Origin of the sequence: Actinokineospora terrae (assembly GCF_900111175.1) — a bacterium.
Lineage (GTDB): Bacteria > Actinomycetota > Actinomycetes > Mycobacteriales > Pseudonocardiaceae > Actinokineospora > Actinokineospora terrae.
Genome location: NZ_FOGI01000001.1, coordinates 368,489 through 388,627, shown reverse-complemented (window position 1 = coordinate 388,627; position 20,139 = coordinate 368,489). Strand labels below are relative to the sequence as shown.

General features: G+C 72.0%; 15 protein-coding genes. 12 read left to right on the top strand and 3 right to left on the bottom strand.

Annotated features, from left to right (window positions below; translation table 11 throughout):
* The first annotated feature begins 551 nt into the window (after window positions 1–551).
* Together BMY07_RS01610 and BMY07_RS01605 are read left to right on the top strand one after the other, a co-directional pair.
* Complete coding sequence (locus BMY07_RS01610) at window positions 552–1,751, top strand: 2-deoxy-scyllo-inosose synthase (RefSeq protein WP_092774580.1); 1,200 nt, start codon at window positions 552–554, stop codon at window positions 1,749–1,751.
* On the top strand, window positions 1,748–3,373 hold the full coding sequence (locus tag BMY07_RS01605; RefSeq protein ID WP_177215377.1) for an FAD-dependent oxidoreductase: 1,626 nt from the start codon (window positions 1,748–1,750) through the stop codon (window positions 3,371–3,373). The genes BMY07_RS01610 and BMY07_RS01605 overlap by 4 nt, the downstream gene beginning before the upstream one ends.
* Here BMY07_RS01605 and BMY07_RS01600 read toward each other — a convergent pair.
* Window positions 3,343–4,221 carry a hypothetical protein gene (locus BMY07_RS01600; protein ID WP_143073299.1) on the bottom strand — a complete coding sequence of 293 codons (879 nt, stop codon included), beginning with the start codon at window positions 4,219–4,221 and terminating at the stop codon, window positions 3,343–3,345. The genes BMY07_RS01605 and BMY07_RS01600 overlap by 31 nt on opposite strands.
* 290 nt (window positions 4,222–4,511) lie before the next feature.
* Here BMY07_RS01600 and BMY07_RS01595 point away from each other — a divergent pair, with 290 nt between their 5' ends.
* From BMY07_RS01595 to BMY07_RS01555, 9 genes are all read left to right on the top strand, one after another.
* Complete coding sequence (locus tag BMY07_RS01595) at window positions 4,512–5,858, top strand: aminotransferase class III-fold pyridoxal phosphate-dependent enzyme (RefSeq protein WP_092774577.1); 1,347 nt, start codon at window positions 4,512–4,514, stop codon at window positions 5,856–5,858.
* Window positions 5,855–6,592: an aminoglycoside 3'-phosphotransferase gene (locus tag BMY07_RS01590; protein ID WP_092774576.1), complete on the top strand. Its 738-nt coding sequence runs from the start codon at window positions 5,855–5,857 to the stop codon at window positions 6,590–6,592. The genes BMY07_RS01595 and BMY07_RS01590 overlap by 4 nt, the downstream gene beginning before the upstream one ends.
* On the top strand, window positions 6,592–7,248 hold the full coding sequence (locus tag BMY07_RS01585) for a PIG-L deacetylase family protein (protein WP_092774575.1): 657 nt from the start codon (window positions 6,592–6,594) through the stop codon (window positions 7,246–7,248). The genes BMY07_RS01590 and BMY07_RS01585 overlap by 1 nt, the downstream gene beginning before the upstream one ends.
* A 166-nt stretch (window positions 7,249–7,414) precedes the next feature.
* A complete protein-coding gene (locus tag BMY07_RS01580) occupies window positions 7,415–8,647 on the top strand; it encodes a cation:proton antiporter domain-containing protein (protein ID WP_092774574.1) in 1,233 nt (410 codons plus the stop codon).
* 8 nt (window positions 8,648–8,655) lie between these two features.
* On the top strand, window positions 8,656–9,354 hold the full coding sequence (locus BMY07_RS01575) for a class I SAM-dependent methyltransferase (RefSeq protein WP_092774573.1): 699 nt from the start codon (window positions 8,656–8,658) through the stop codon (window positions 9,352–9,354).
* 164 nt (window positions 9,355–9,518) lie between these two features.
* Window positions 9,519–10,865 carry an aminotransferase class III-fold pyridoxal phosphate-dependent enzyme gene (locus BMY07_RS01570; RefSeq protein ID WP_092774572.1) on the top strand — a complete coding sequence of 449 codons (1,347 nt, stop codon included), beginning with the start codon at window positions 9,519–9,521 and terminating at the stop codon, window positions 10,863–10,865.
* Between the two features lie 82 nt (window positions 10,866–10,947).
* Window positions 10,948–12,057, top strand: coding sequence for an epoxide hydrolase family protein (locus BMY07_RS01565; protein WP_092774929.1), 1,110 nt, complete (start codon window positions 10,948–10,950; stop codon window positions 12,055–12,057).
* 198 nt (window positions 12,058–12,255) lie between these two features.
* Entirely contained in the window at window positions 12,256–13,152 is an 897-nt protein-coding gene (locus BMY07_RS01560) for an endonuclease/exonuclease/phosphatase family protein (RefSeq protein WP_143073298.1), read from the top strand.
* A gap of 7 nt (window positions 13,153–13,159) precedes the next feature.
* The gene (locus tag BMY07_RS01555) at window positions 13,160–13,690 is read left to right on the top strand and encodes an RICIN domain-containing protein (RefSeq protein WP_092774570.1); all 531 of its coding nucleotides are present in this window, start codon (window positions 13,160–13,162) and stop codon (window positions 13,688–13,690) included.
* A 4-nt stretch (window positions 13,691–13,694) separates the two neighbouring features.
* Here the strand turns inward: BMY07_RS01555 and BMY07_RS01550 are convergent, their stop codons facing one another.
* Both BMY07_RS01550 and BMY07_RS01545 read right to left on the bottom strand, forming a co-directional pair.
* Entirely contained in the window at window positions 13,695–14,219 is a 525-nt protein-coding gene (locus tag BMY07_RS01550; protein ID WP_143073297.1) for a hypothetical protein, read from the bottom strand.
* Window positions 14,220–14,336: 117 nt separating this feature from the next.
* Entirely contained in the window at window positions 14,337–16,724 is a 2,388-nt protein-coding gene (locus tag BMY07_RS01545) for a caspase, EACC1-associated type (protein WP_092774568.1), read from the bottom strand.
* A gap of 221 nt (window positions 16,725–16,945) precedes the next feature.
* Here BMY07_RS01545 and BMY07_RS01540 point away from each other — a divergent pair, with 221 nt between their 5' ends.
* Window positions 16,946–19,963 carry an AfsR/SARP family transcriptional regulator gene (locus BMY07_RS01540; protein WP_177215376.1) on the top strand — a complete coding sequence of 1,006 codons (3,018 nt, stop codon included), beginning with the start codon at window positions 16,946–16,948 and terminating at the stop codon, window positions 19,961–19,963.
* The last annotated feature ends 176 nt before the right edge of the window (window positions 19,964–20,139 follow it).

The window sequence follows — 20,139 nt, the reverse complement described above, 5'->3', positions numbered from 1 at the left end:
TGTTTTGGCAACACCGCAGTGGGTGTCGTCAACTTTTCACAGTGGACGGTGGGGAGTTGGTCCAAACCGCACACACCCGCGCCGCCGAGTAGCTAGAGTGGACGGCGCGTCGGCAGTCACCACCGCCGAAGCAGGCTTGTGACCTGGTGTTATCCGCCGGGGAACGAACCAGGGTGGACAGCGGGGGCAATGGGGGGTGCTCGGGCGCAGGCCCCCGGCCGCGGCCACCGGGCGTCCGCGCCCGGTGTTGACGGTCCGGTAAGGATGGTTCGACAGGGGCCAGCACGCAGGCCGCGGCAACCCCTATTCATCCGACGTCCGACGGTGTCCCCGGAGAATTCTCGCGCCATTACCGAGCACGACCCGACGGGCATACCACAGAATCGTGATCACGTCCTTATTGTGACGCGCAATTGCGACTCGGTATGCTCCGCCGCAATGGGGCTGTGCGATGTTCGACCGGCGCCGAACCTTGGACCATTCGGACTCATCCGGCGAGAAGACGAGAACACCGAATTCGCGTTGACCACTGGGCGAATGGGAGATGATGGATGGCGACTCGCGACGCCGGGGCGGTCCCCGGGGGCTGGCAGGTCCAGCGGATCAGGATCGGCGAGGTCGACTACCCCTACTACTACGGGGTCGACTGCCTCGACCTGGTGCTGCAGGAACTGGCGGCGCTGGACGCCGACCTGTTCGTCGTGGTCACCGACGACACGGTGCTCGAGCTGCACGGGCAGGCGCTGCTGCCCGGGCTGCGGGCGCTGGCCGGGGTCGAGGTCATCAGCCACCCGCCCGGGGAGGCGATGAAGACGCTGCCGGTGCTGGCCGCCGACCTGGAGCGGGTGCTCGCCGCGGGCGCGACCCGCCGGTCGGTGGTGGTCGGCCTGGGCGGCGGGGTGCCGGGCAACCTGGCCGGGGTGATCGCGGCGCTGCTGTTCCGCGGCGTGCGGCTGGTGCACATCCCGACCACGACCACCGCGGCGATGGACTCGGTGCTCTCGCTCAAGCAGGCGATCAACAGCGCCATCGGCAAGAACCACATCGGCACCTACCTGCCGCCGTACGCGGTGTTCACCGACGTCGCACTGCTGGCGACGCTGCCGGACCGCGAGCTGCGCTCCGGGCTGTGCGAGGCGGCGAAGAACTGCCTGGCCATCCGCCCCGAGGCGCTGCCGCGGCTGCGGGAGGTGCTCGCGGGCGGCGAGCTGTCCACACCGGCGGCTCTGCTGTGGCTGCTCGACGAGAGCGTGCGGGCCAAGAGCAGTGTCACCGTCGACGACGCCCGCGAGCAGCGGACCGGGCTGGTGCTGGAGTACGGGCACACGGTCGGGCACGCGGTGGAGCTGGCGGACCACCGGCGGCGCGGCAACGACGGCGTCAGCCACGGCGAGGCGATCGCGTTCGGCATGGTCGTCGCCGCGACCATCGCGCACCGCAGGGGCTGGCTGCCCGCGGAGATCGTCGAACTGCACGAAGAGGTCGTGAGCGCCCTGGGCGCGCCGCTGCGGCTGCCCGCCGGGCTGACCGTGGACGACGTGATGGACGTGGTGCGCGACGACAACAAGCGCGGCTACCTGCCGCCCTGCTCGGAGTCCATCGCGTTCGTGCTGCTGCGCGAGCTGGGCAGGCCCGCGGGCGACCCGGGGCTGCCGCTGGTGGCGGTGCGGCTGGCGGAGGTCCGGGAGGCGCTGGAGGTCGTGCAGAGCCGCGAACCCGTGCTGACCGGCGCCGACGGGGAGGTCGCGTGAACCTGGGACCCGTCCCGACGCGGGCCGAGCTGGCCGAGACCTATGACGTGTGCGTGGTGGGCAGCGGTGCCTCCGGCGCGGCGACGGCGTGGCTGTTGGCGCGCGCGGGTCTGTCGGTGGTGGTCGTGGAGCAGGGCGGGCACGTCACCGCGGACGTCAGCTACGACGACCTGCTCGCCGCGGCCGAGCCCGCGTGGGTCCGGCAGGAGAACGGGACCTGGGGCAAGATCGGCTACCCGTGGACGACCTGCAACGTCGGCGGCGGCACGCTGTTCTTCGGCGGCGCCTTCTTCCGCAACCGCCCGGTCGACTTCGACGCCGAGACGGTGCTGGGGCGCACCGAGCTGCCGCTGCGCTGGCCGTGGGACCACACCGAGCTCGACCCGTACTACCACGCGGTCGAGCACCTGGTCGGGGTCTCCGGCCTGGCCGGTGCCGACCCGACCCTGCCCGCGACCAGCGCCTACCCGATGCCGCCGGTGGCGCGTTCGGCCGAGGGCGCGTTGCTGGCCGAGGGCGCGGCGGCGTTGGGGTGGAACCCGTTCCCCACTCCCCTGGCGCTCAACAGCCTGCCGCACAACGGGCTCCCGGGATGTGCGGCGGACGCTCCGTGCATCTGCCGGACGTGCCCCTCGGGCGCCAAGGGCGACTCGACGCGGTTCCTCGACCCGGCGCTGCGGCACGGCGCGCGGCTGTTCGCGGGGATGAAGGCGGTGCGGCTGCTGGCGGAGGGCCGCAAGGCGACGTCGCTGGAGTGCGTGCGGATGGACACCGGTGAGCGCTACCGGTTCCGCGCCTCGCGGTTCGTGTTGTGCGCCAACGCGGTGCAGACGGCCGCGTTGCTGCTCCGGTCCACAGCGGACCAGTACCCGGGCGGGCTGGGCAACACGCACGACCTCGTCGGCCGTGGACTGTGCTTCAAGTTGAGCGAGTACCTGGTCGGGTACCGGTACAACGGGGTCGGCGAGCTGAGCGGGGAGACCATGGGTCTCGGGCCGTTCTCGACCTGCGCCGTCGCGGACCTGTACCAGGATCCGCACGCGCCGGGCGGCATCGGCGGGCTGCTGTACGAGGCCCGACCGGAGCGGCCGTTCCGGTTGCGGTCGACCGAGCAGCTGGTGCGCATCGAGGCACTGGTGCCGGACGAGCCGCAGACGACGAACCGGGTGCGGCTCGGGACGGGTACGGACGCGCACGGGGTGACGGACGTGGTGATGGACTACCAGGCCCACCCCCGTGACCTGGCCAGGCTTGAGTACATGATGAACCAGGGGACGCGGATGCTGGAGGCCGCGGGGTGCAGTGTCACCGTGCGGGAACCCTCGGGCTGGGCGCTGGGGAGCAGTCACCTGCACGGGACGTGTCGCATGGGTGACGACCCGCGGACGAGTGTGACCACTTCGGACTGCCGCCTGCACGACACCGACAACGTGTACGTCGGCGACGGGGCGGTGCTGCCGTTCCCCGGCGGTGCGAACCCGACGCTGACGATCCAGGCTGTCGCGCTGCGGACGGCGCATCGGTTGCTGCGCGACGACTACGGCATCGACTCGGGGCTGCACACGCCCGGGGCGGCACCGACCCTCGGCCGTCAGGGCCTGCTGAACCTGGTGCCGAGGTAGGACTCGACGGAGGCGATGGGGGCCACCGAGTACAGGTGGCTCTCATCGCCCACCCGCACGGTCTCGTCCACACCCGAGACGCGCTCCGGCAGCTCGGCGTAGACCCTCCGGACCACGTGGCCCTGGACGTCTTCCTCGGAACGGAACGGGAAGCGCAGGATGCCGATCCGGCTCACCCCGGCCGAACGCGCCCAGGTGACGGCGGCACCGAGCATGATCTGGATCCAGTAGCGCTGGAAGGTGCGGCGCAGCACCGGGACGTACCGACCGTACGCCGCGACCATCTCCTCGGCGGGGCGCTCGACCACGTCGTCACCCACACGCACCTCGGTGCCCCCGCCGCGGCCCTGGAACAGGTAGCTGTAGCGCACCCCGAGGTCGCTTTGCAGGCCTGCCAGGTAGAGCGTGCCTTCGTGGACGGAGCCGTAGAGGTAGCCGAGAAAGCCGGGTAAGCCCGCGTCCATGAAGTTCCAGTCCGCCGCTTCCACCATGTCCTGGGGCAACAGGGAGAGGTCGCGCAGGTAGCACCGCAGCGTCATCGGGGTGCCGAACAGCGGCCAGCGGCCATCGGCGACATCGTCGCAGGTCCCGGCCATGGACACCGTCGCGAAGGGAGCGGACCGGTAGCCGAACGGCAGCGGCTCGCCCAACGGCGCGGTGGAGTTGAACGACCGCAACAACTCCCCCAGTGGGACACCCACCTGCTCGGCGATGTCCTCGCGTGGGGTCGGGTCGGTGAGCCAGCGGGTGAACAGGTCGCGCCGGGCAGCCAGCGCGGGGTTGTCGTACACCCAGCGGCTGAGGAACGCGTCCGGGTCGTGGACTCGCTCGGGTGTGAACCCGGGCATGGGCAGAGTCGGTTGCGCCACCGGTGCGGCCACTGGACATCCTTCCTCGCCGGACGGTCCCTTCCGGACCAAGTTATCCCGCGCCGCCGGGTTACCGCGGCGTTTCCGGGCAACTGGGGGCGTTCGGACGCCGCTGTTGGGCTATCCGGCTCCCCTGCGCCGAAAACCTGGATGCGCGGGTGTCCGCTCGGGTAGTGTCCGCGAGCACCGGGGCCGGTTCGTGGCACCCGAGTTGACCACCCCGCTCCCGTGCCGCCTTCCCGCGTCGGGTCCGTTCGGAGAGGTTGCAGATGACCACCATCGTCACCGGGTCCAACCGGGAGACCATCGAGCGGGCGCGCCGGGTGACCGCGGCGGAGCGGTTCGACATCGGCACCCGGTTCGGGTCCGTGTTCGACAGTGCCGTCGGGTCGTGGATGCGCGATGTGGAGGGTCGCCGGATCCTCGACGTGACCGCGGCCAGCGGGGCGCTGCTGCTGGGCAACCAGCACCCGGCCGTGGTGGAGGCCGTGGTCCGGTCGGTGCGCGACCACGGCGTCGTGTACGCCAGCACGATCACCCCGCAGCGCATCGAGCTGGCGGAGCGGCTGTGCGAGCGCTACCCCGCCGGGGAGAAGGCGGTGTTCTGCAAGTCCGGCTCGGAGGCGACGACGGCGGCGATCCAGATCGCGCGCGCGGCGACCGGGCGGGATCTGATCCTGACGGCCGGGTACCACGGGTGGTTCGAGTGGCAGCGGCCGTACCGGAACATGGGCTACGACCCGCGGACCAGGGTCGCGAACTTCGGCTACAACGAGACCGCGCTGGCCCGCTACCTCGACGAGTTCGGCGCGGACGTGGCCGCGGTGATCATCACCCCGGAGCCAGCCTGGTTCGACGTGGCCTACCACCAGCGGCTGGCGGAGCTGTGCGCGCGGCACGGGGTGCTGTTCGTGATCGACGAGGTCATCACCGCGCTGCGCTGGGGTCCGCGTGGGCTCAACGGGTCCGGTGGGGTGCGCGCCGACATGATCACGATGAGCAAGAGCCTGGGCAACGGGCACTCGATCGCCGCCCTCCTGGGGCGCGCGGACGTGCTGGACTACTACGACGCGGCCGGGATCGCGGGGACGTACAACCGCGAGCTGACGCCGATGTTCGCGGCGTTGGCCGTGCTCGACGAGATCGCCGACGGTTCGGTGCACGAGCACTGCGAGCGGATGGGCCAGGCGCTCAAGGACGGCATGCGCGAGGTGCTGCGCGAGGTCGGCATCCCGGCGTACGTCACCGGCCCGAACATGATGTTCGACGTGGTCACGCCGTCCGAGCAGCTGTCCTGGGACATCTACGCCGCCGCCTACGAGCACGGCGCCTGGTTCGAGGACAGCGGCACCCAGATGGTGACCGCCGCGTTCACCCAGTCCGATGTGGACCACGCGCTGGAGGCCTTCGAGAAGGGCGCTCGCGCGGTGGCGGCCACGACCGACATCGAGCCGGGTGAGCTGTCCGAGGAGTTGAGGCTCGGCTTCGCCCTGGACGCGTTCGGCGGCTCACCGCACGACACCCCGCCGGTGTTGGCGCGCATCGAGGAGACCGTCGAGCTGATGGCGCGCCGCGATCCCTCGGCGGGAACGTCCGCCACCGCGGTCACCGGATGACCACGCCGCCGACCCTGAGCCTGCGCGGCCGGTGGCGCACCGTCGCGTCCCGGTCGTACGGGACGCGGGTGTACCGGGTCGAGGGCCGGTCGACGCTGTACGTGAAGACGACCCCGCCCCGGCGCGCGGACGACTTCCGGTTCAACCCGTCCAACGAGGCCGCGCGGCTGGCCTGGTTGCAGGAGCGGGGTTTCCCGGTCCCGGAGGTCATCGAGGTCGGCGCGTCGGACGAGCAGTCCTGGATGGTGATGACCGAGGTCCCGGGCATCCCGGCGGACACCGCCCCGGACCGGGCGCGGGCGGTCGCCACGGTGGCCGAGTTCACCCGGTCGCTGCACGCCCTGCGCGACTGCCCGTTCGACGGTTCGCTGACGGTGACCACCGACTGGGCGCGGCGGGCGGTCGCGTCGGGCGTGGTCGACCTGGACGACCTGGATCCCGAGCACGACGGGTGGTCGGGGCAGCGGCTGCTGGAGAAGCTGTCCGGGTTGCCGGTGCCGCCCGAGGACCTGGTCGTGTGCCACGGAGACCTCGGACTGGACAACGTGCTCATCGACCCGTCGACCTACGAGCTGACCGGGGTCATCGACGTCGGTCGGCTCGGGATGGCCGATCCGTGGCGCGACCTGGCGGTCCTGGTCCGGGACGCGGGCCGGTCGGTGCTGGAGGTGTACGGGGTGGGGTTCGACGCGGAGCGGGAGCGGTACTACCGGCTGCTGGACGAGTTCTTCTGATGGCCCGGGTCCTGTTGCTCTCGCCCCACCCGGACGACCTCGCGTGGTCGCTGGGCGGGACCGTGGCGCGGTTGCGGGCGGACGTGTTCGGGGTGACGTTCTTCGGTCAGACCCGTTACGCGCCGGGGGATGCCACGCACGACTCTCCTGCCGCGGCCGGTGTTCGGGCCGCCGAAGAGGACGCCTGGGCCGCGTGGGCAGGCGTGCGCTTGGTGCGGCACGACCTGCCGGACGCGAGCCTGCGCGGGTTCACCGACGAGACGGAGATGGGCGCGGCACCGGAGCCCGAGGTGGTGGCGCCGGTGTCGGCACTGCTGCGGGCGGCCATCGGGGACGTCCGGCCTGACCTGGTGTTCGCCCCTCTGGCCATCGGCGGTCACGTCGACCACGCCGCCGTGCGCGCCGCCTGCTCCACTGTGGACCTGCCCTTCGTGTGGTACGAGGACCTGCCGTACGCGCTCGGGTCGGGCGACCGGCACGGGGAGACCTCGACCGTTGTCACTGTGGACTGGGCTATGAAGGAGAAGGGCGTCCAGTTCTTCCCGTCGCAACTGCCCGCCGAGGTCCTGCCGGTGCTGCGCGCCCACGCGGACTCCTCCGGCGGGGAACGGCTGTGGACCTCGGCCGCCGTCCGGCCGCACGACTTGGTGGCCTGACCTTGTCCCGGGTCCGCGCGGCCACTACCGTGGGAAGTCGCCACGAGCCCCTGGCTCGGAGCTGGATGCTCATGGAGGGGGCGGTCGGGAGGGGACCCGGCCGGGCGGCCCGCCGCGGCGGTGTGGGGCGGGGGAACTCCCGCGGGTGTCGAATGGTGTATCCGCCATGACCAGTCATGCCACCATCCTGCTGCTCGACCTGGCGTTGATCATCGTGCTGGCGCGGGCGCTGGGCGCCGGGGCCAGGGCACTGGGCCAGCCGCCGGTGATCGGGGAGGTGCTGGCGGGGGTGTTCGTGCTCCCGCTGCTGATCTCCAACGGCATCGGCGGCGGGTTGTTCCCCGCCTCGATCCGGGCCGACCTCTCGGCGCTGGCCACCATCGGGGTCGCGCTGTTCATGTTCGTCGTCGGGATGGAACTCGACGGCGGGCTGCTGCGCGGGAAGGGGAAGGTCGCGGCGGCGGTCGCCACGGCGTCCATCCTGCTGCCGCTCGGGCTCGGGACGCTGCTGGCGTGGTACCTCGCCGACGCGCACGCCCCCGCCGGGCGCACCGGGTTCTTCGTGTTCATCGCGGTCGCGCTCTCGATCACGGCGTTCCCGGTGCTGGCGCGGATCCTGACCGACCGCGGCATGCAGCGCACCCCGGTCGGCTCGCTGGCGCTGACCTGCGCGGCCATCAACGACGTGCTGGCCTGGGTCCTGCTCGCGGTCGCCGTCACGCTGACCGGGCAGGGACACGGCAACCAGTGGTTGGTGCTGCTGGTGCTGCCGTACCTGGCGGTGATGGTCTGGGTCGTGCGGCCGCTGCTGGGCAGACTGCTGGTGGGGCGCGGGAAGCTCACACCCGGCGCGCTGGCCGTGGTCGTCGCGGGGGTCCTGCTGTCGGCCGCGTTCACCGAGTGGATCGGCCTGCACCTCATCTTCGGCGCGTTCCTGTTCGGGGTGGTGATGCCGCGCCAGGGCGCCCGCGAACTCGTCCATGACCGGGTGGCGGAGCTCAACGGTGTGCTGCTGCTGCCGATCTTCTTCATCGTGGCCGGGCTCAAGGTCGACCTGTCGGCGTTCAGCACGACCGGACTCGGTGAGCTGGCGTGGATCCTGCTCGCCGCGATCACCGGCAAGTTCCTCGGCGCGTTCGGGGCGGCGCGGCTCTCGGGTATGTCCACTCGGCACAGCGCTGTGCTCGGGACGCTGATGAACACCCGTGGCCTCACCGAGCTGATCGTGCTCAGCATCGGCGCCGAACTGGGCCTGCTCGACGCCAGGCTCTACACGCTGATGGTGGTGATGGCGCTGGTCACCACCGCGATGGCCGGTCCGCTGCTCGCGGTGCTGTACCCGCCCTCGGTGATCACCGACGACCTGGTCGCGCCCCGCCGCGCCCCGACCCCGGTATAGGAACGCGCATGCTCGACAGGACCGACGTCCGCATCTTCTGGCAGTCCCTGCGCGCGTGGGGGCCGCGGGAGGCGGTCATCGACTTCACCCACTACTACCGGGCGAAACGGCACGAGCGGGCGGACCGGTTCGACGAGCGGTTCGGCACCGAGACCAGCCGGATGGTCGGCATCGGCAGCCTCGACGGCCTGGGCGCCAACGGGGCGGACGCCATCCACTACTGGCCGACCAGGGAGTGCGAGTTCACCGCGACCCTGGACGCGCTCGGCGATCTCGACCACAGCGGGTTCACCTTCGTCGACCTCGGCTGCGGCAAGGGACGGGTGGTGCTGCTCGCCGCGGCGCACCCGTTCCGCCGCGCCGTCGGGGTCGACTTCTCCCCCGCGCTCGTGGAGGTCGCCCGGGAGAACGTCACGCGCTACACCGGGCCGGTGCGGGCTCGCGCCGTGGAGTTCGAGGCGTGCGACGCGGCCGAGTGGGTGGTGCCGGACGGCGACCTGGTGATCTACATGTTCAACCCGTTCGGGCCGCAGGTGCTCACCCGGGTGCTGGCCAACCTGGTGTCCGCCGTCCAGGCCCAGCCGCGGACGCTGTACCTGCTGTACTACAGCCCCGAGTACCCGGAGTTGGTGCTGGAGGCCGGTTTCCGGTCGCTGGTCGAGGGTTCCGGGCAGAACTGGGGGTGGGCGGTGTACACGTGGGACTAGCAGTTCGGCCAAAGCACCCCCGTCGTCCACTCGCGCCGGCTACGCTCGAGCGCAGCGGCCAGGTGGGGGATCGACTGGTCTTCCGGTTCTCGCCTATAGTCCGAAACCGTTGGTGTGCTTGCCTTCGGGGAGTTCCGACGTCGCAGCAGTGGAGGAATCCGTAGATGACCGACATCCTAGCCCTGGGCAACCTGGAGACCCTGGAGCGCGCCCGCCGGGTCACCGCCGCCGAGCAGTACGACATCGGCAGCCGCTTCCCGGTCGTCATCGAGGCGGCCGAGGGGTCCTGGATGCGCGACGTGGAGGGCAACCGCATCCTCGACGTCACCGCGGCCAGCGGCGCGCTGCTGCTGGGCAACCAGCACCCGGCGGTCGTCGAGGCCGTCGTCGACGCGGTCCGCAACCACGGCGCGGTGTTCGCGACAACCCTGTCGCCGCAGCGGGTCGAGCTGGCCGACCGGCTGACCCAGCGCTACCCGGCCGCGGAGAAGGCGGTGTTCTGCAAGACCGGGTCGGAGTCCACCACCACCGCGATCCGGCTGGCCCGCGCCGCGACCGACCGGGACCTGGTGCTCACCTCGGGCTACCACGGGTGGCACGACTGGCAGCTGTCGTACCTGAAGATGGGCTTCGAGTCGCGCACCCGCGTGGTGAACTTCGGCTACAACGAGACCGCGCTGCGCAGGCTGCTGGAGGAGTTCGCCGACGAGATCGCGTGCGTGTTCGTCACGCCGGAACCCGCGTGGTTCGACGTCGACTACTACCGGCGGCTCTCGGACCTGTGCCGGGCGCACGGCGTGCTGTTCGCGCTCGACGAGGTGATCACCGGTCTGCGGTGGGGCGCGCGGGGGCTCAACGGGACCGGCGGCGTGCCCGCGGACATCGTGACGATCAGCAAGGGGCTCGGCAACGGGCACAGCATCGCGTCGGTGCTGGGGCGCGCGGACGTCATCAACGCCTACGACAAGGCGGGGATCTGCGGCACGTACACGCGCGAGGTGCCCCCGATGGCGGCGGCGCTCGCGGTGCTCGACGTCGTGGCGGACGGGTCGGTGCACGCCCGGACCGAGGAGGTCGGTGCGGCGCTGCGGTCCCGGATGCACGGTGTGCTGACCGACGCGGGGATCCCGGCGCACGTGGCGGGGCCGCCGATGATGTTCGACGTGATCCTGGAGTCCGACGACCTGGCCCGCGACATCTTCCGGGCCGCGTTCGACCACGGGGTGTACTTCGAGGACAGCGGCACCCAGATGATCACCGCGGCCTGGGGCGACGCCGAGGTCGACCACGCGGTGGGCGCGTTCGAGAAGGCGGTGCGCGAGGTGTTGTCCCGCACCGACTACCGGCCGGGCGCGGTCACCAACGAACGCAAGATCGAGTTCGCCACCGAGGCCTTCGGCGGCGAGCTGGTCGACGACGCCGCGCTGCTGGCGAAGATCGACGAGACGGTGGCGGCGATCGCGGCGCGCGAGCGCGACTCGGTGGTCGAGCCGCCCACCGCCTGCGGCTGACCCCAGACCCCCTCCCCCGGCCGCCTGTCCACACCCCCGCGGGGCAGGCGGCCACCGGGGGTGTTCGGGAAGGGTGTTGTCCGTGGAACCGTTGCCGTTCCGGGTGTTCGTCGACGAGGCCGAGCTGGCGTCGTTGCGCGGTCGGCTGCGGGGGACGCGGTGGCCCCCGGCGCCCGGCGGGGTCGGATGGGACCTGGGGATCGATCCGGAGTACCTGCGCGAGGTCGTGCGGTACTGGGCGGACGAGTTCGACTGGCGGGCGCAGGAACGACGGCTGAACGGGTTCGCGCACTTCCACATGCGAGTGTCCGATGTGGAGGTCCACTTCGTCCACGAGCGCGCCGCGGGTGGCTCTGGCGTGCCGATCGTGTTGACGCACGGGTGGCCGAGCACGTTCGCCGAGTACCTGCCGGTGGTGCCGCTGTTGACGGCGCGCGGGTTCGACGTGGTGGTGCCGTCGTTGCCCGGGTACGGGTTCACGGCGCGCCCGGACCATCCACACACGATGCGCGACACCGCCCGGCTGTGGCGGGACCTCATGCACGGCTTGGGGTATTCGCGGTTCGCCGCCCACGGTGGGGACTTCGGGGCTGGGGTGACCACGTTCCTGGGGTTGGACTTCCCGGATGACCTGCTGGGGTTGCACCTGAGCAACCTGGAGCTGGACCCGTACCTCGGCCCTGGTTCGCACCCGCTGTCCGACGCCGAGCGCGCCCTCATCGCCGCCGAGGAAGACTTCGTCTCCCGCGAAGGCGGCTACCACCTTGTCCAGTCCACCAAGCCTCTCACCCTGGGCCACGCCCTAGCCGACTCCCCCACCGGCCTGGCCGCCTGGATCCTGGAGAAGTGGCACGCCTGGTCAGACTCCCGCGGCTCCCTGGAACCCCACTTCACCCGCGACGACCTCCTCACCACCCTCACCCTCTTCTGGACCACCAACACCATCACCTCGTCCCTCCTGGACTTCCACGACAACCGCCCCCTCTACGACCTCCCCCTCCCCCAGATCCCCACCCCCACCGCCATCGCCCTCTTCAACAACGAACACACCCACCACGGCCACATCCCCCGCACCTGGGCCGCGCGCCTCTACAACCTCCACCGCTGGAACACCATGCCCACCGGCGGCCACTTCGCCGCCACCGAAGAACCCGAAGCCTTGGCCGCCGACCTGGCCGCCTTCTTCCTGTGAGGTTCCCGCACATCGCGTGATCGCGAATTTCCACCCACGAGTCGGTAGCTCGGTGAGACTGAGCAGCACACGGTCTGCGACACCGAGGGGGGAGCCACCACCGGGTGAGAATACGGGGCTTTCGGCTGGTGAGGTTTGTCCGGAGTGGACGGGGGTGGGACGTTCAGCGGCAGTGGTGTGGATGTGGTGGGAGGTCTCGTGAGAGCGCGTGGGGTGTGGCTGTCGGCGGTTGTGGCCGTTGGGGTGTTGGTGGGTGGGGCGGAGCCCGCGGGGGCGGTGGGGATCGCGGACTACTCGTTCGCGACGTGGAATATGCAGGGGGCCAACTACCAGGGGGTCAGCAAGTGGGGCACGGACCTCGACACGATGCTGGGGGTGGTGCCCCTGGTGCAGTCGTACAACGTCGTGGCGTTGCAGGAGGCGGGGTCGCTCGGGGACATTGATCGCGGGGCGTTGGCGTTTCCGCCGCGGTGGGCGTGTCAGCATCATGTGAAGGGGTTGCGGCGGGCGCGGCGGTGCATCTGGCTCATCGACGTCAACGGGGTGACGTACCCGCGCACGCTGTACTTCGTGGAGTCCGAGGACCGGGAACTGGGTGTGGGCGACCAGAACCGGAAGGACAACCTCGCGTTCGTCGTCAAGCACGCCGCGGTGGACGTGGTCGACTGGGATTACCAGCCACCGGTGCGGTCGGATGAGTTCCACGACGGGGATCGTGGGCTGTTGCAGTTGACGCTGGCCGATGGGACGACCATCCACACCGGTCACGCGGACGCGAGTCCCCCAGGTGCCAACGCGGCCGCACTGGTCAACAAGGTGCGCGCGGCGAACGCGGGCGAGAACTGGGTGCTCCTCGGCGACTTCAACATCGAGCCGAAGTACTTGCGGCCGCTGCTGGGCCCGGGCGAGCGGCTGACCGCGACGGTGGAGCGGACCATGCGGCCGAGCAGGAAGGTGTACGACTACATGATCTGGTTCGACCGGCGCACGGCGGAGGTGATGACGGCGAAGGTCGTCCAGGACCGCGTCGTGAACGGCAACACCATCCTCTACCGGTCCGACCACCACCCCGTCCGGTTCGCCAAGCAGAACTGAGGTGCCCATGTCGCCCACCAGGATCGCCGCACTGGTCGCCCTGCTGCTGGCAGGCGCGCCACCGGCACACGCCGACAGCCAGCTCCACCGGTACGGTCCGTACAGTGCACAGTGGACTCCCCAGGGCGGGTCCGCGCTGTGCCTCACCCACACGCCTCCCCCCGAAGGCCTTGCCATCGCGCAGAACTGCGTCGGCAACACCGATCGCCAGGAGTGGCTGTTCACGCAGTCCGACGACGGCCGGGGTTTCGTGGTCCAGAACAAGGACAGCCACCGCTGCCTGCGCGCCCAGGCGGGATCCGAGCAGGTCCCGCAGGCCGTCTGCGACCGCCGGGCGCCGGAGCAGTACTGGACGGTCGCCAGCCGCGACTCCGGGCGGACCACGAGCGTCTGCGCCACCGACGGCAGGTGCCTCACGGTGCTGGACCCCTCGGCGCAGCAGCCTTTCCGGAAGGTCGCGCTGCGGGCCACCACGGCGGCGGTGCGGGACCGGCAGGGGTGGACGATGGTCGCCACGGGCCTCGGCCGGTCCCGCTGAGCCGCTAGTTGCCGACCTTGATCGCCCGGTAGGTCACCGGCGCGAAGGTCTCCGGGACCACCGCCAGGTGCGGCAGGTAGTCGCCGGTCACCACGACCGGCCAGCCGTTGACCGCCGAGGCGATCGTCACCTGCCGCACACCGGCCTGGGCCGCCCCGGCGTCGGGGTACACCCGCCACCGCTGGTTGCGGGTGTCGGTCGGCAGCGCCAGCAACGGTTGCACCTTGACCGGCGCGCTCGGCGCGACCCTGGGCAGCACCCAGCCCCGCAGGTCCTTGGTGTGGATGACGTACTCGGCGCCGCCCTCACCCGATCCGGTCGGCACGAACCGCCACCGGGTCGCTCTTGCCGAAGACCCGAGACCGATCGTGCCCCCGCGTTCGACGAGCGCGGAACCGTTCGCCGCGCGCAACACCCAGACCCCGGCGAGGGGATCACCCGCCGCCGGTTGGGCGACCGCCGAGGTCGGGTTCGTGACGACCCCGACCGCCACCATGAGCGCGAACGCCACCGCTGTCCACTTTTTCACCGCACGTTCTCCTCGATCTGGCGCCACCTCTTCCCGGCCGCGCTCCGCCCCCGACATTCACCACTCCACCACCCCGCACGCCTCCCGACGCCCCCGATCACCCGATCGAGGCCCCGGTCAGCGGTCGACAGCGGGACCGGTGGCGTGCCGGTAGGCCAACTCGGCCTCGGTCGCCCTTCCCTGCTGGGACAACAGATCACCCAGTTCGCGGTATGCCAGGGCCCACCCGGGCATCGCCCGCAGCGCGTCCCGGTACGCCTGCTCCGCCTCGTCGACCTTGCCCGCCGTGCGCAGGACGCGGCCGAGGTCGAGGTGGGCCGCTTTGTCGTCGAGCCCGATTGCCACCCGCAACTGCTCGGCAGCACGATCCAGGTGGCCGAGTTCGGCGAGCGTCGAGGCCAGCGCCCGGCGGGCCTGACCGGACCCCGGCATGAGCTCGACGGCGCGCTCCAACCACTGCTCGGCCAGGGTGTACTCGCCTCGTCCGTGGTGACCGCGGCCCACGCCGAGGTACCCGACGCCGTCATCGGGGTCGGCCATGAGGTAGTCCCGGTAGTGCGCCTCGGCCTCGTCGAACCGCCGGAGACCGAGCAGGGCCTCCCCCCGCGTGTAGGTGGCTCGCCGGTTGTTCGACGTGATCCGCAGCGATTCACCGCTCTCGTGCTCCGCGGCCACCAGATCCCCGCGCGCCCACGCCAGCTCACCGCGCAGGAACCGGACGTTCGCGTCGGCCGGGGCGAGCCGCACCGCGTGCTCCAGCGCCGTCTCGGCCCGGTCCCAGCCACCGCCGTGGAACCCGTCGCGCCGGTACCGGCACTCGGCGATGCCGACGTGCGCGGACACGAGGTCCGGATCGAGGTCCAGCGCGGCCTCGTACGCGGCGACCGCCCGATCGCACTCCCCACCGGCGCACAGGAGCTCGCCCAGCAGCGAGTGCGCCCCGGCGACCTCGGGGGCCAGTTCGACGGCCCGGCGACAGGCCGCCAGCGCGTCGTCCGACGGCCCGGACCCGTACCGCAGCAGGTCCACGAGGTGCAGCTGGATCGTCGCGGACGTGGGGTCGAGCCGCTCCGCCTCCCGGTACGCCGCCTCCGCCGCCTTCCACTCCCCCTGCGCCTCCAGCACACCGCCCAGCTCGACGTGCCCGGCGACGAGGGTCGGGTCGAGCCGCACGACCTCGCGGAACTCCTGCTCGGCGCCCGCCAGGTCCTGGCGCAGGGTGAGCACCCCACCGAGGTCGAGGCGCGGGTTCGGGTCCGCGGGGTCGAGCCGGATGGCCTCCCGGAGCGCGGACCCGGCCTCGTCGAGGCGACCCAGCGCCACCAGCACCGCGCCCAGCAGCGCGTGCGCGAGCGGGGAGTCGGGGTCCAGCCGCGTCGCCTCGGCGTAGGCGTGCTCGGCCTCCGGCAGCCGGTCGGTGCGGTCGAGCAGCTCACCGAGCGAGATCCACGCCTGCGCGTTGCCCCGGTCCATGCCGATCGCGGCCCGGATCTCCGCCTCGGCCTCGGTCCCCCTCCCCTGGTCCAGGATGGAGTCGCCCAGCCCGATCCGCGCGGACTGGTTCATCGGGTCGATGGCCAGTGCGGCGCGGTAGTGCGCCTCGGCCTCGGCGGCCCGGTCCCTGGCGAGCACCACGGTGCCCAACCCCGTGCGGCAGGGCGCCGAGCCCGGGTCCAGCCGCACCGCTTCCTGGAACGCCGCCTCGGCCCGGTCGTGGTGCCCGCTCGCGTACCAGTCGACGCCGCGTTCGGCCCACGCCTCGGCCTGCTCGGACGCCGCGCCGGTGGTCGGGTTGGCGGCGAGGACGTAGTGGTCGGCGGTGTCGGTGCCACGCTGGTTGGGCTGCGGCAGGCCGAGGCCGACCAGCCTGCGCCGCAGGTGCGGGTAGAGGGCGCTGAAGGTGAGCTGGGCGGGGCCACCGGGGATGCCCGTGCGCACGAGGTCGATGAGCTGGCCGGTGAACGTGGTGCACGCCGACTCGTCGGACGGGTCGAAGTGCGCGGCGACGCTGGTGGTCGTCGCGGTCAGCGTGTAGCTGCCGCTCACGTGGGTGACGTCGGCGATCTGGTCCGCGCCCGACAGCGCCTCGATCGCGCGGCCCGCGTAGCAGCAGTCCAGCACCACCAGCCGCACCCCGGCCGGGCTGTCGCGCACGGCTTCCTTGACCCAGGAGAACGGCAGGCCGGTGAAGTCCGGGGCCTCCGCCACGGTGTCCCTGGTGGTCAGGCACAGCTCGCCGCGCGGGGTCAGCTGCCCGTGGCCGACGTAGTAGACCAGCAGCACGTCCTCGGTGTCCCTGGCCAGCGCCCGGAGCTGCCGCGCCAGGTGCCCCGGCTGGACCGGGTCGGCCAGCACCGTGACGCTCTCCGGGGCCCAGCCGCACAGCAGCGGGTCGGTGAGCACCGAGCGCATCCCGTCGAGGCTGTTGCGCGCCGCCGGGATCGGGACGAGCGCCGGGTCGTCGTAGGTGGAGACACCGATCAACACGGCACGGGAGCTCACCACCCGGCCGATGATGGCACAGCGCGATTCGCCCCGCCCTGTCCCCGCGGTGGCGAAACGTCCCTATTCCGCTGATGGCGCAGAAGTTCCGGTCGCGCCGATGTCGGTCGTCGGGGTGGTCCACCGGAAGGTTCCGGGCGCGCCCGGGGTTGGTGAAGATCAACGGGCAATCGGACTGGGGGTCGGGAATGGCCGGGAACGGTGAGGTTCGCGTTCTGGGACCGGTGGAGGTTCTGGTCGACGGGGTCGTGGTGGGGGTCGGCGCGGGGAAGCTGCGGGCGCTGGTCGGGGCGCTGGCGGTGCGGGCTGGTGAGGCGGTGTCGACCGAGGAGCTGGTCGGGTGGCTGTGGGGCGATCACGCGCCGGGCAACCCGCGGCACACGGTGCAGATCTACGTGATGCGGCTGCGGCGGGTGCTGGGCGCGGAGTCGATCGAGACCACCGCGGACGGGTACCGGCTGATGGCGGCGGTGGACCTGACCCGGTTCGAGCGGCTGCTGGAGCGGGCGAGGACCGCGGAACCCGCCCAGGAGGCGGACCTGCTGCGGGCCGCGGAGGCGTTGTGGCGGGGTGAGCCGCTGGTGGACGTCGACATCGAGGCGGTGCGCGAACGCGTGGTGCCGCGGTTGTGGGAGTTGCGGCTGGCGGCGGTGGAGCGGCGGGTCGAGCTGGACCTCGCGGCGGGGCGGCACGAGGTGATCGGGGAACTGCGGGCGTTGACCGCGCAGCACCCGCTGCGGGAGCGGCTGTGGGCGCTGCTCGTGCGGGCGCTGTCGCGGGCCGGTCGCGCGGGTGAGGCGATGGCGGCGTACCACCAGGTCAGGGCGGTGCTCGCCGACCAGCTGGGCGTGGACCCCGGTCCTGAGCTGCGGCAACTGTTCCAGGACATGCTCGACGAACCACCCGCGCCGGACCCGGCGCCCGCCACCGCCGCGCACGTCGAGCTGCCGCCCGACCTGCCGGACTTCGTGGGCCGCGACGAGCTGGTCGACCGGGTCGCCGAGCTGCTCACGCCCCGGGGCACCGCGATGCCGATCGTGGCCGTCGTGGGTCCGCCCGGGGTGGGCAAGACGGCCCTGGCGGTGCACCTCGCGCACCGGCTGCACGAGCGGTTCCCGGACGGGCGGCTGTTGCTGAACCTGCACGGCTACTCGACCCGACCGTCCACAACGGCCGAGCAGGCGCTCGCGCAACTGCTCAGAACCCTCGGCGTGGCACCGGAACGCGTCCCGCTGGAGGTCGACGCCCAGTCGAACCTGCTGCGAGCGCTGCTGGCGGACAAGCGAACCCTGCTGGTGCTGGACAACGCCTCGGGCGCCGAGCAGGTCCGGTCGCTGCTGCCGTCCGGCTCCGGGTGCGCGGTGCTGATCACCAGCCGCGACGAGATGCGCGGGTTGGCCGTGACGCACGGGGCGCGCAAGGTGTCGGTCGGGGTGCTGACCGACACCGAGGCCCGGCGGTTGCTGACCGAGATGCTCGGCGCGGCGGTGGCGGCGGAGCCGGACGCGGTGACCGGCCTGATCGAGGCCTGCGGCGCGCTGCCGCTGGCCCTGCGGATCGCCGCGGCCAACGTCGAGGGCAGCATCGACTCCTACGTGCGGGAACTGACCAGGCGCGACCGGCTGCGGGCGCTCACGGTCATCGGGGACGTCGCGGTGAGCGCCGCGTTCGACCTGTCCTACGCGGCGCTGACCCCCGAGGCGCGCCGGTTGTTCCGCCAGTGCGGGTTGTCGCCGACGCCGGACGTCACCGCCGAGAGCGCGGCCGTGATCGCCGGGATCGGCGAGGACGAGGCGGCGGGCCTGTTGCGGGTGCTCGCCACGAGCCACCTGATCGAGCAGACGCTGCCCGGCCGCTTCCAGTTGCACGACCTGCTGCGCCTGTACGCCGTGGAACGCGCCAAGGTCGAGGACTCCGCCGGCGACTGCGAGGACGTGGTGCAGCGGCTGCTGAACTGGTACGTCGGGGTCGCAGGCCACGCCGCGGACGTGCTCTACCCGGAGATGACCAGGCTGGCCGCGCCGCGCGCGACCGGGGCGTTCACCGACAACGGGTCCGCGCTGTCCTGGTTGGACGGTGAGCGGGTCAACATCGCCGCCGTCGTGTGCCACGTGACCACCAACGGCCCGCACCAACCCGCGTGGCTGCTGGCCGACGCGCTGCGCGGGTACTTCTGGGTCCAGTCCGACACCACCTCGTGGCGGGCGTCGGCGCGGGCGGGGCTCCAGGCGGCGACGACGGCCGGTGACGTCGAGGCGATGGCCGCGATGCGGTTGAGCCTGGGCACGATGCACGCCAGCCTCGGCGACTACCCCAGCGCCGTCGAGCACTACGACAAGGCGTTGGCCACGGCGGAGGAGATCGGGTCCGACCGGTTGGTGTCCTCGGCGTTGAACAACCTGGCCTGCACCTTGCAGGACCAGGGCGCGCTGGACCGGGCGGTCGACTGCTACGAGCGCGCCCTCGTGCTGCAGCGGGCCTCGGGCACGGAGGCGAGGGTGGCGACGATGATGGTCAACCTCGGGTCGGCGTACTGGGAACTCGGCAGGCTCGGCGAGGCGCGGGGGATGTTCGAGGAAGCGCTGGTGGTGTTGCGCCGCACCAGGTCGCGGCAGGCGGAGGTCGAGGTGCTCGACAGCCTGGCCAGGGTCCACCTCGACCAGGGCGACACCGACCGGGCCATCGAGCACGCGGGCCGGGCGCTGCGGCTGGCCGAGTCCACCGGTCACCCCCGGCAGGTGGCGGAGGCGCACAACACGCTCGGCGCGGCCACGCTGCGCGTCGGGTTACCGGACAACGCCCTCGAACACCACGCGCTGGCCCTGGCCAAGGCCCGCGACCTGGGGTTCCGGCGGGCGCAGGTGAGCGCGCTGATCGGCCTCGTCGACGCCCACCGGGCGGCCGGGCGCCCGGAGCAAGCCCTGGAACTGGGCCGGGAGGCGCTCGCGCTGACCGACCGGGTGGGGTTCCGGGGCCGCCAGGGTCGGGCCCTGGTCGCGCTGGGGCGCACCTTCCTCGACCTCGGCGACCAGGACCTCGCCGGGCAGCACGCGCGGCGGGCCCTGGAGGTCCACCGCGAGACCGGGCACCGGCTCGGGGAGGCGCGCGCGTTGCGGCTGCTGGGGGACGTGCTGGCGGTCGACGAGCCGCACGCGGCCGACGCGCACTGGCGGGAGGCGTTGGCGTTGTTCGAGGACATGGAGGTCGCGGAGGCGGCGGAACTGGCCCAGGCACTGGGCTGATCCCCGCTATCACCGGGGTGCCGGCGAACCGATGTCGAGCCGATGGTGCCCGTGGATACCGTGGGAATCGCGTTGCAGCACACGCGATCTGGGGGATCGACGGGGGTTCACGACGGCGGCTGCCCCAGCCGACTCTGTTCGTCCACCACCCCTCCCGTGCCGTCGGGTGGACAACC

Bases quoted from the DNA above. Each gene is read 5' to 3' on its own strand.
- BMY07_RS01610 (WP_092774580.1), top strand. From the start codon at position 552: ATGGCGACTCGCGACGCCGGGGCGGTCCCCGGGGGCTGGCAGGTCCAG.
- BMY07_RS01600 (WP_143073299.1), bottom strand. From the start codon at position 4,221: ATGCCCGGGTTCACACCCGAGCGAGTCCACGACCCGGACGCGTTCCTC.
- BMY07_RS01595 (WP_092774577.1), top strand. From the start codon at position 4,512: ATGACCACCATCGTCACCGGGTCCAACCGGGAGACCATCGAGCGGGCG.
- BMY07_RS01590 (WP_092774576.1), top strand. From the start codon at position 5,855: ATGACCACGCCGCCGACCCTGAGCCTGCGCGGCCGGTGGCGCACCGTC.
- BMY07_RS01585 (WP_092774575.1), top strand. From the start codon at position 6,592: ATGGCCCGGGTCCTGTTGCTCTCGCCCCACCCGGACGACCTCGCGTGG.
- BMY07_RS01580 (WP_092774574.1), top strand. From the start codon at position 7,415: ATGACCAGTCATGCCACCATCCTGCTGCTCGACCTGGCGTTGATCATC.
- BMY07_RS01575 (WP_092774573.1), top strand. From the start codon at position 8,656: ATGCTCGACAGGACCGACGTCCGCATCTTCTGGCAGTCCCTGCGCGCG.
- BMY07_RS01570 (WP_092774572.1), top strand. From the start codon at position 9,519: ATGACCGACATCCTAGCCCTGGGCAACCTGGAGACCCTGGAGCGCGCC.
- BMY07_RS01555 (WP_092774570.1), top strand. From the start codon at position 13,160: ATGTCGCCCACCAGGATCGCCGCACTGGTCGCCCTGCTGCTGGCAGGC.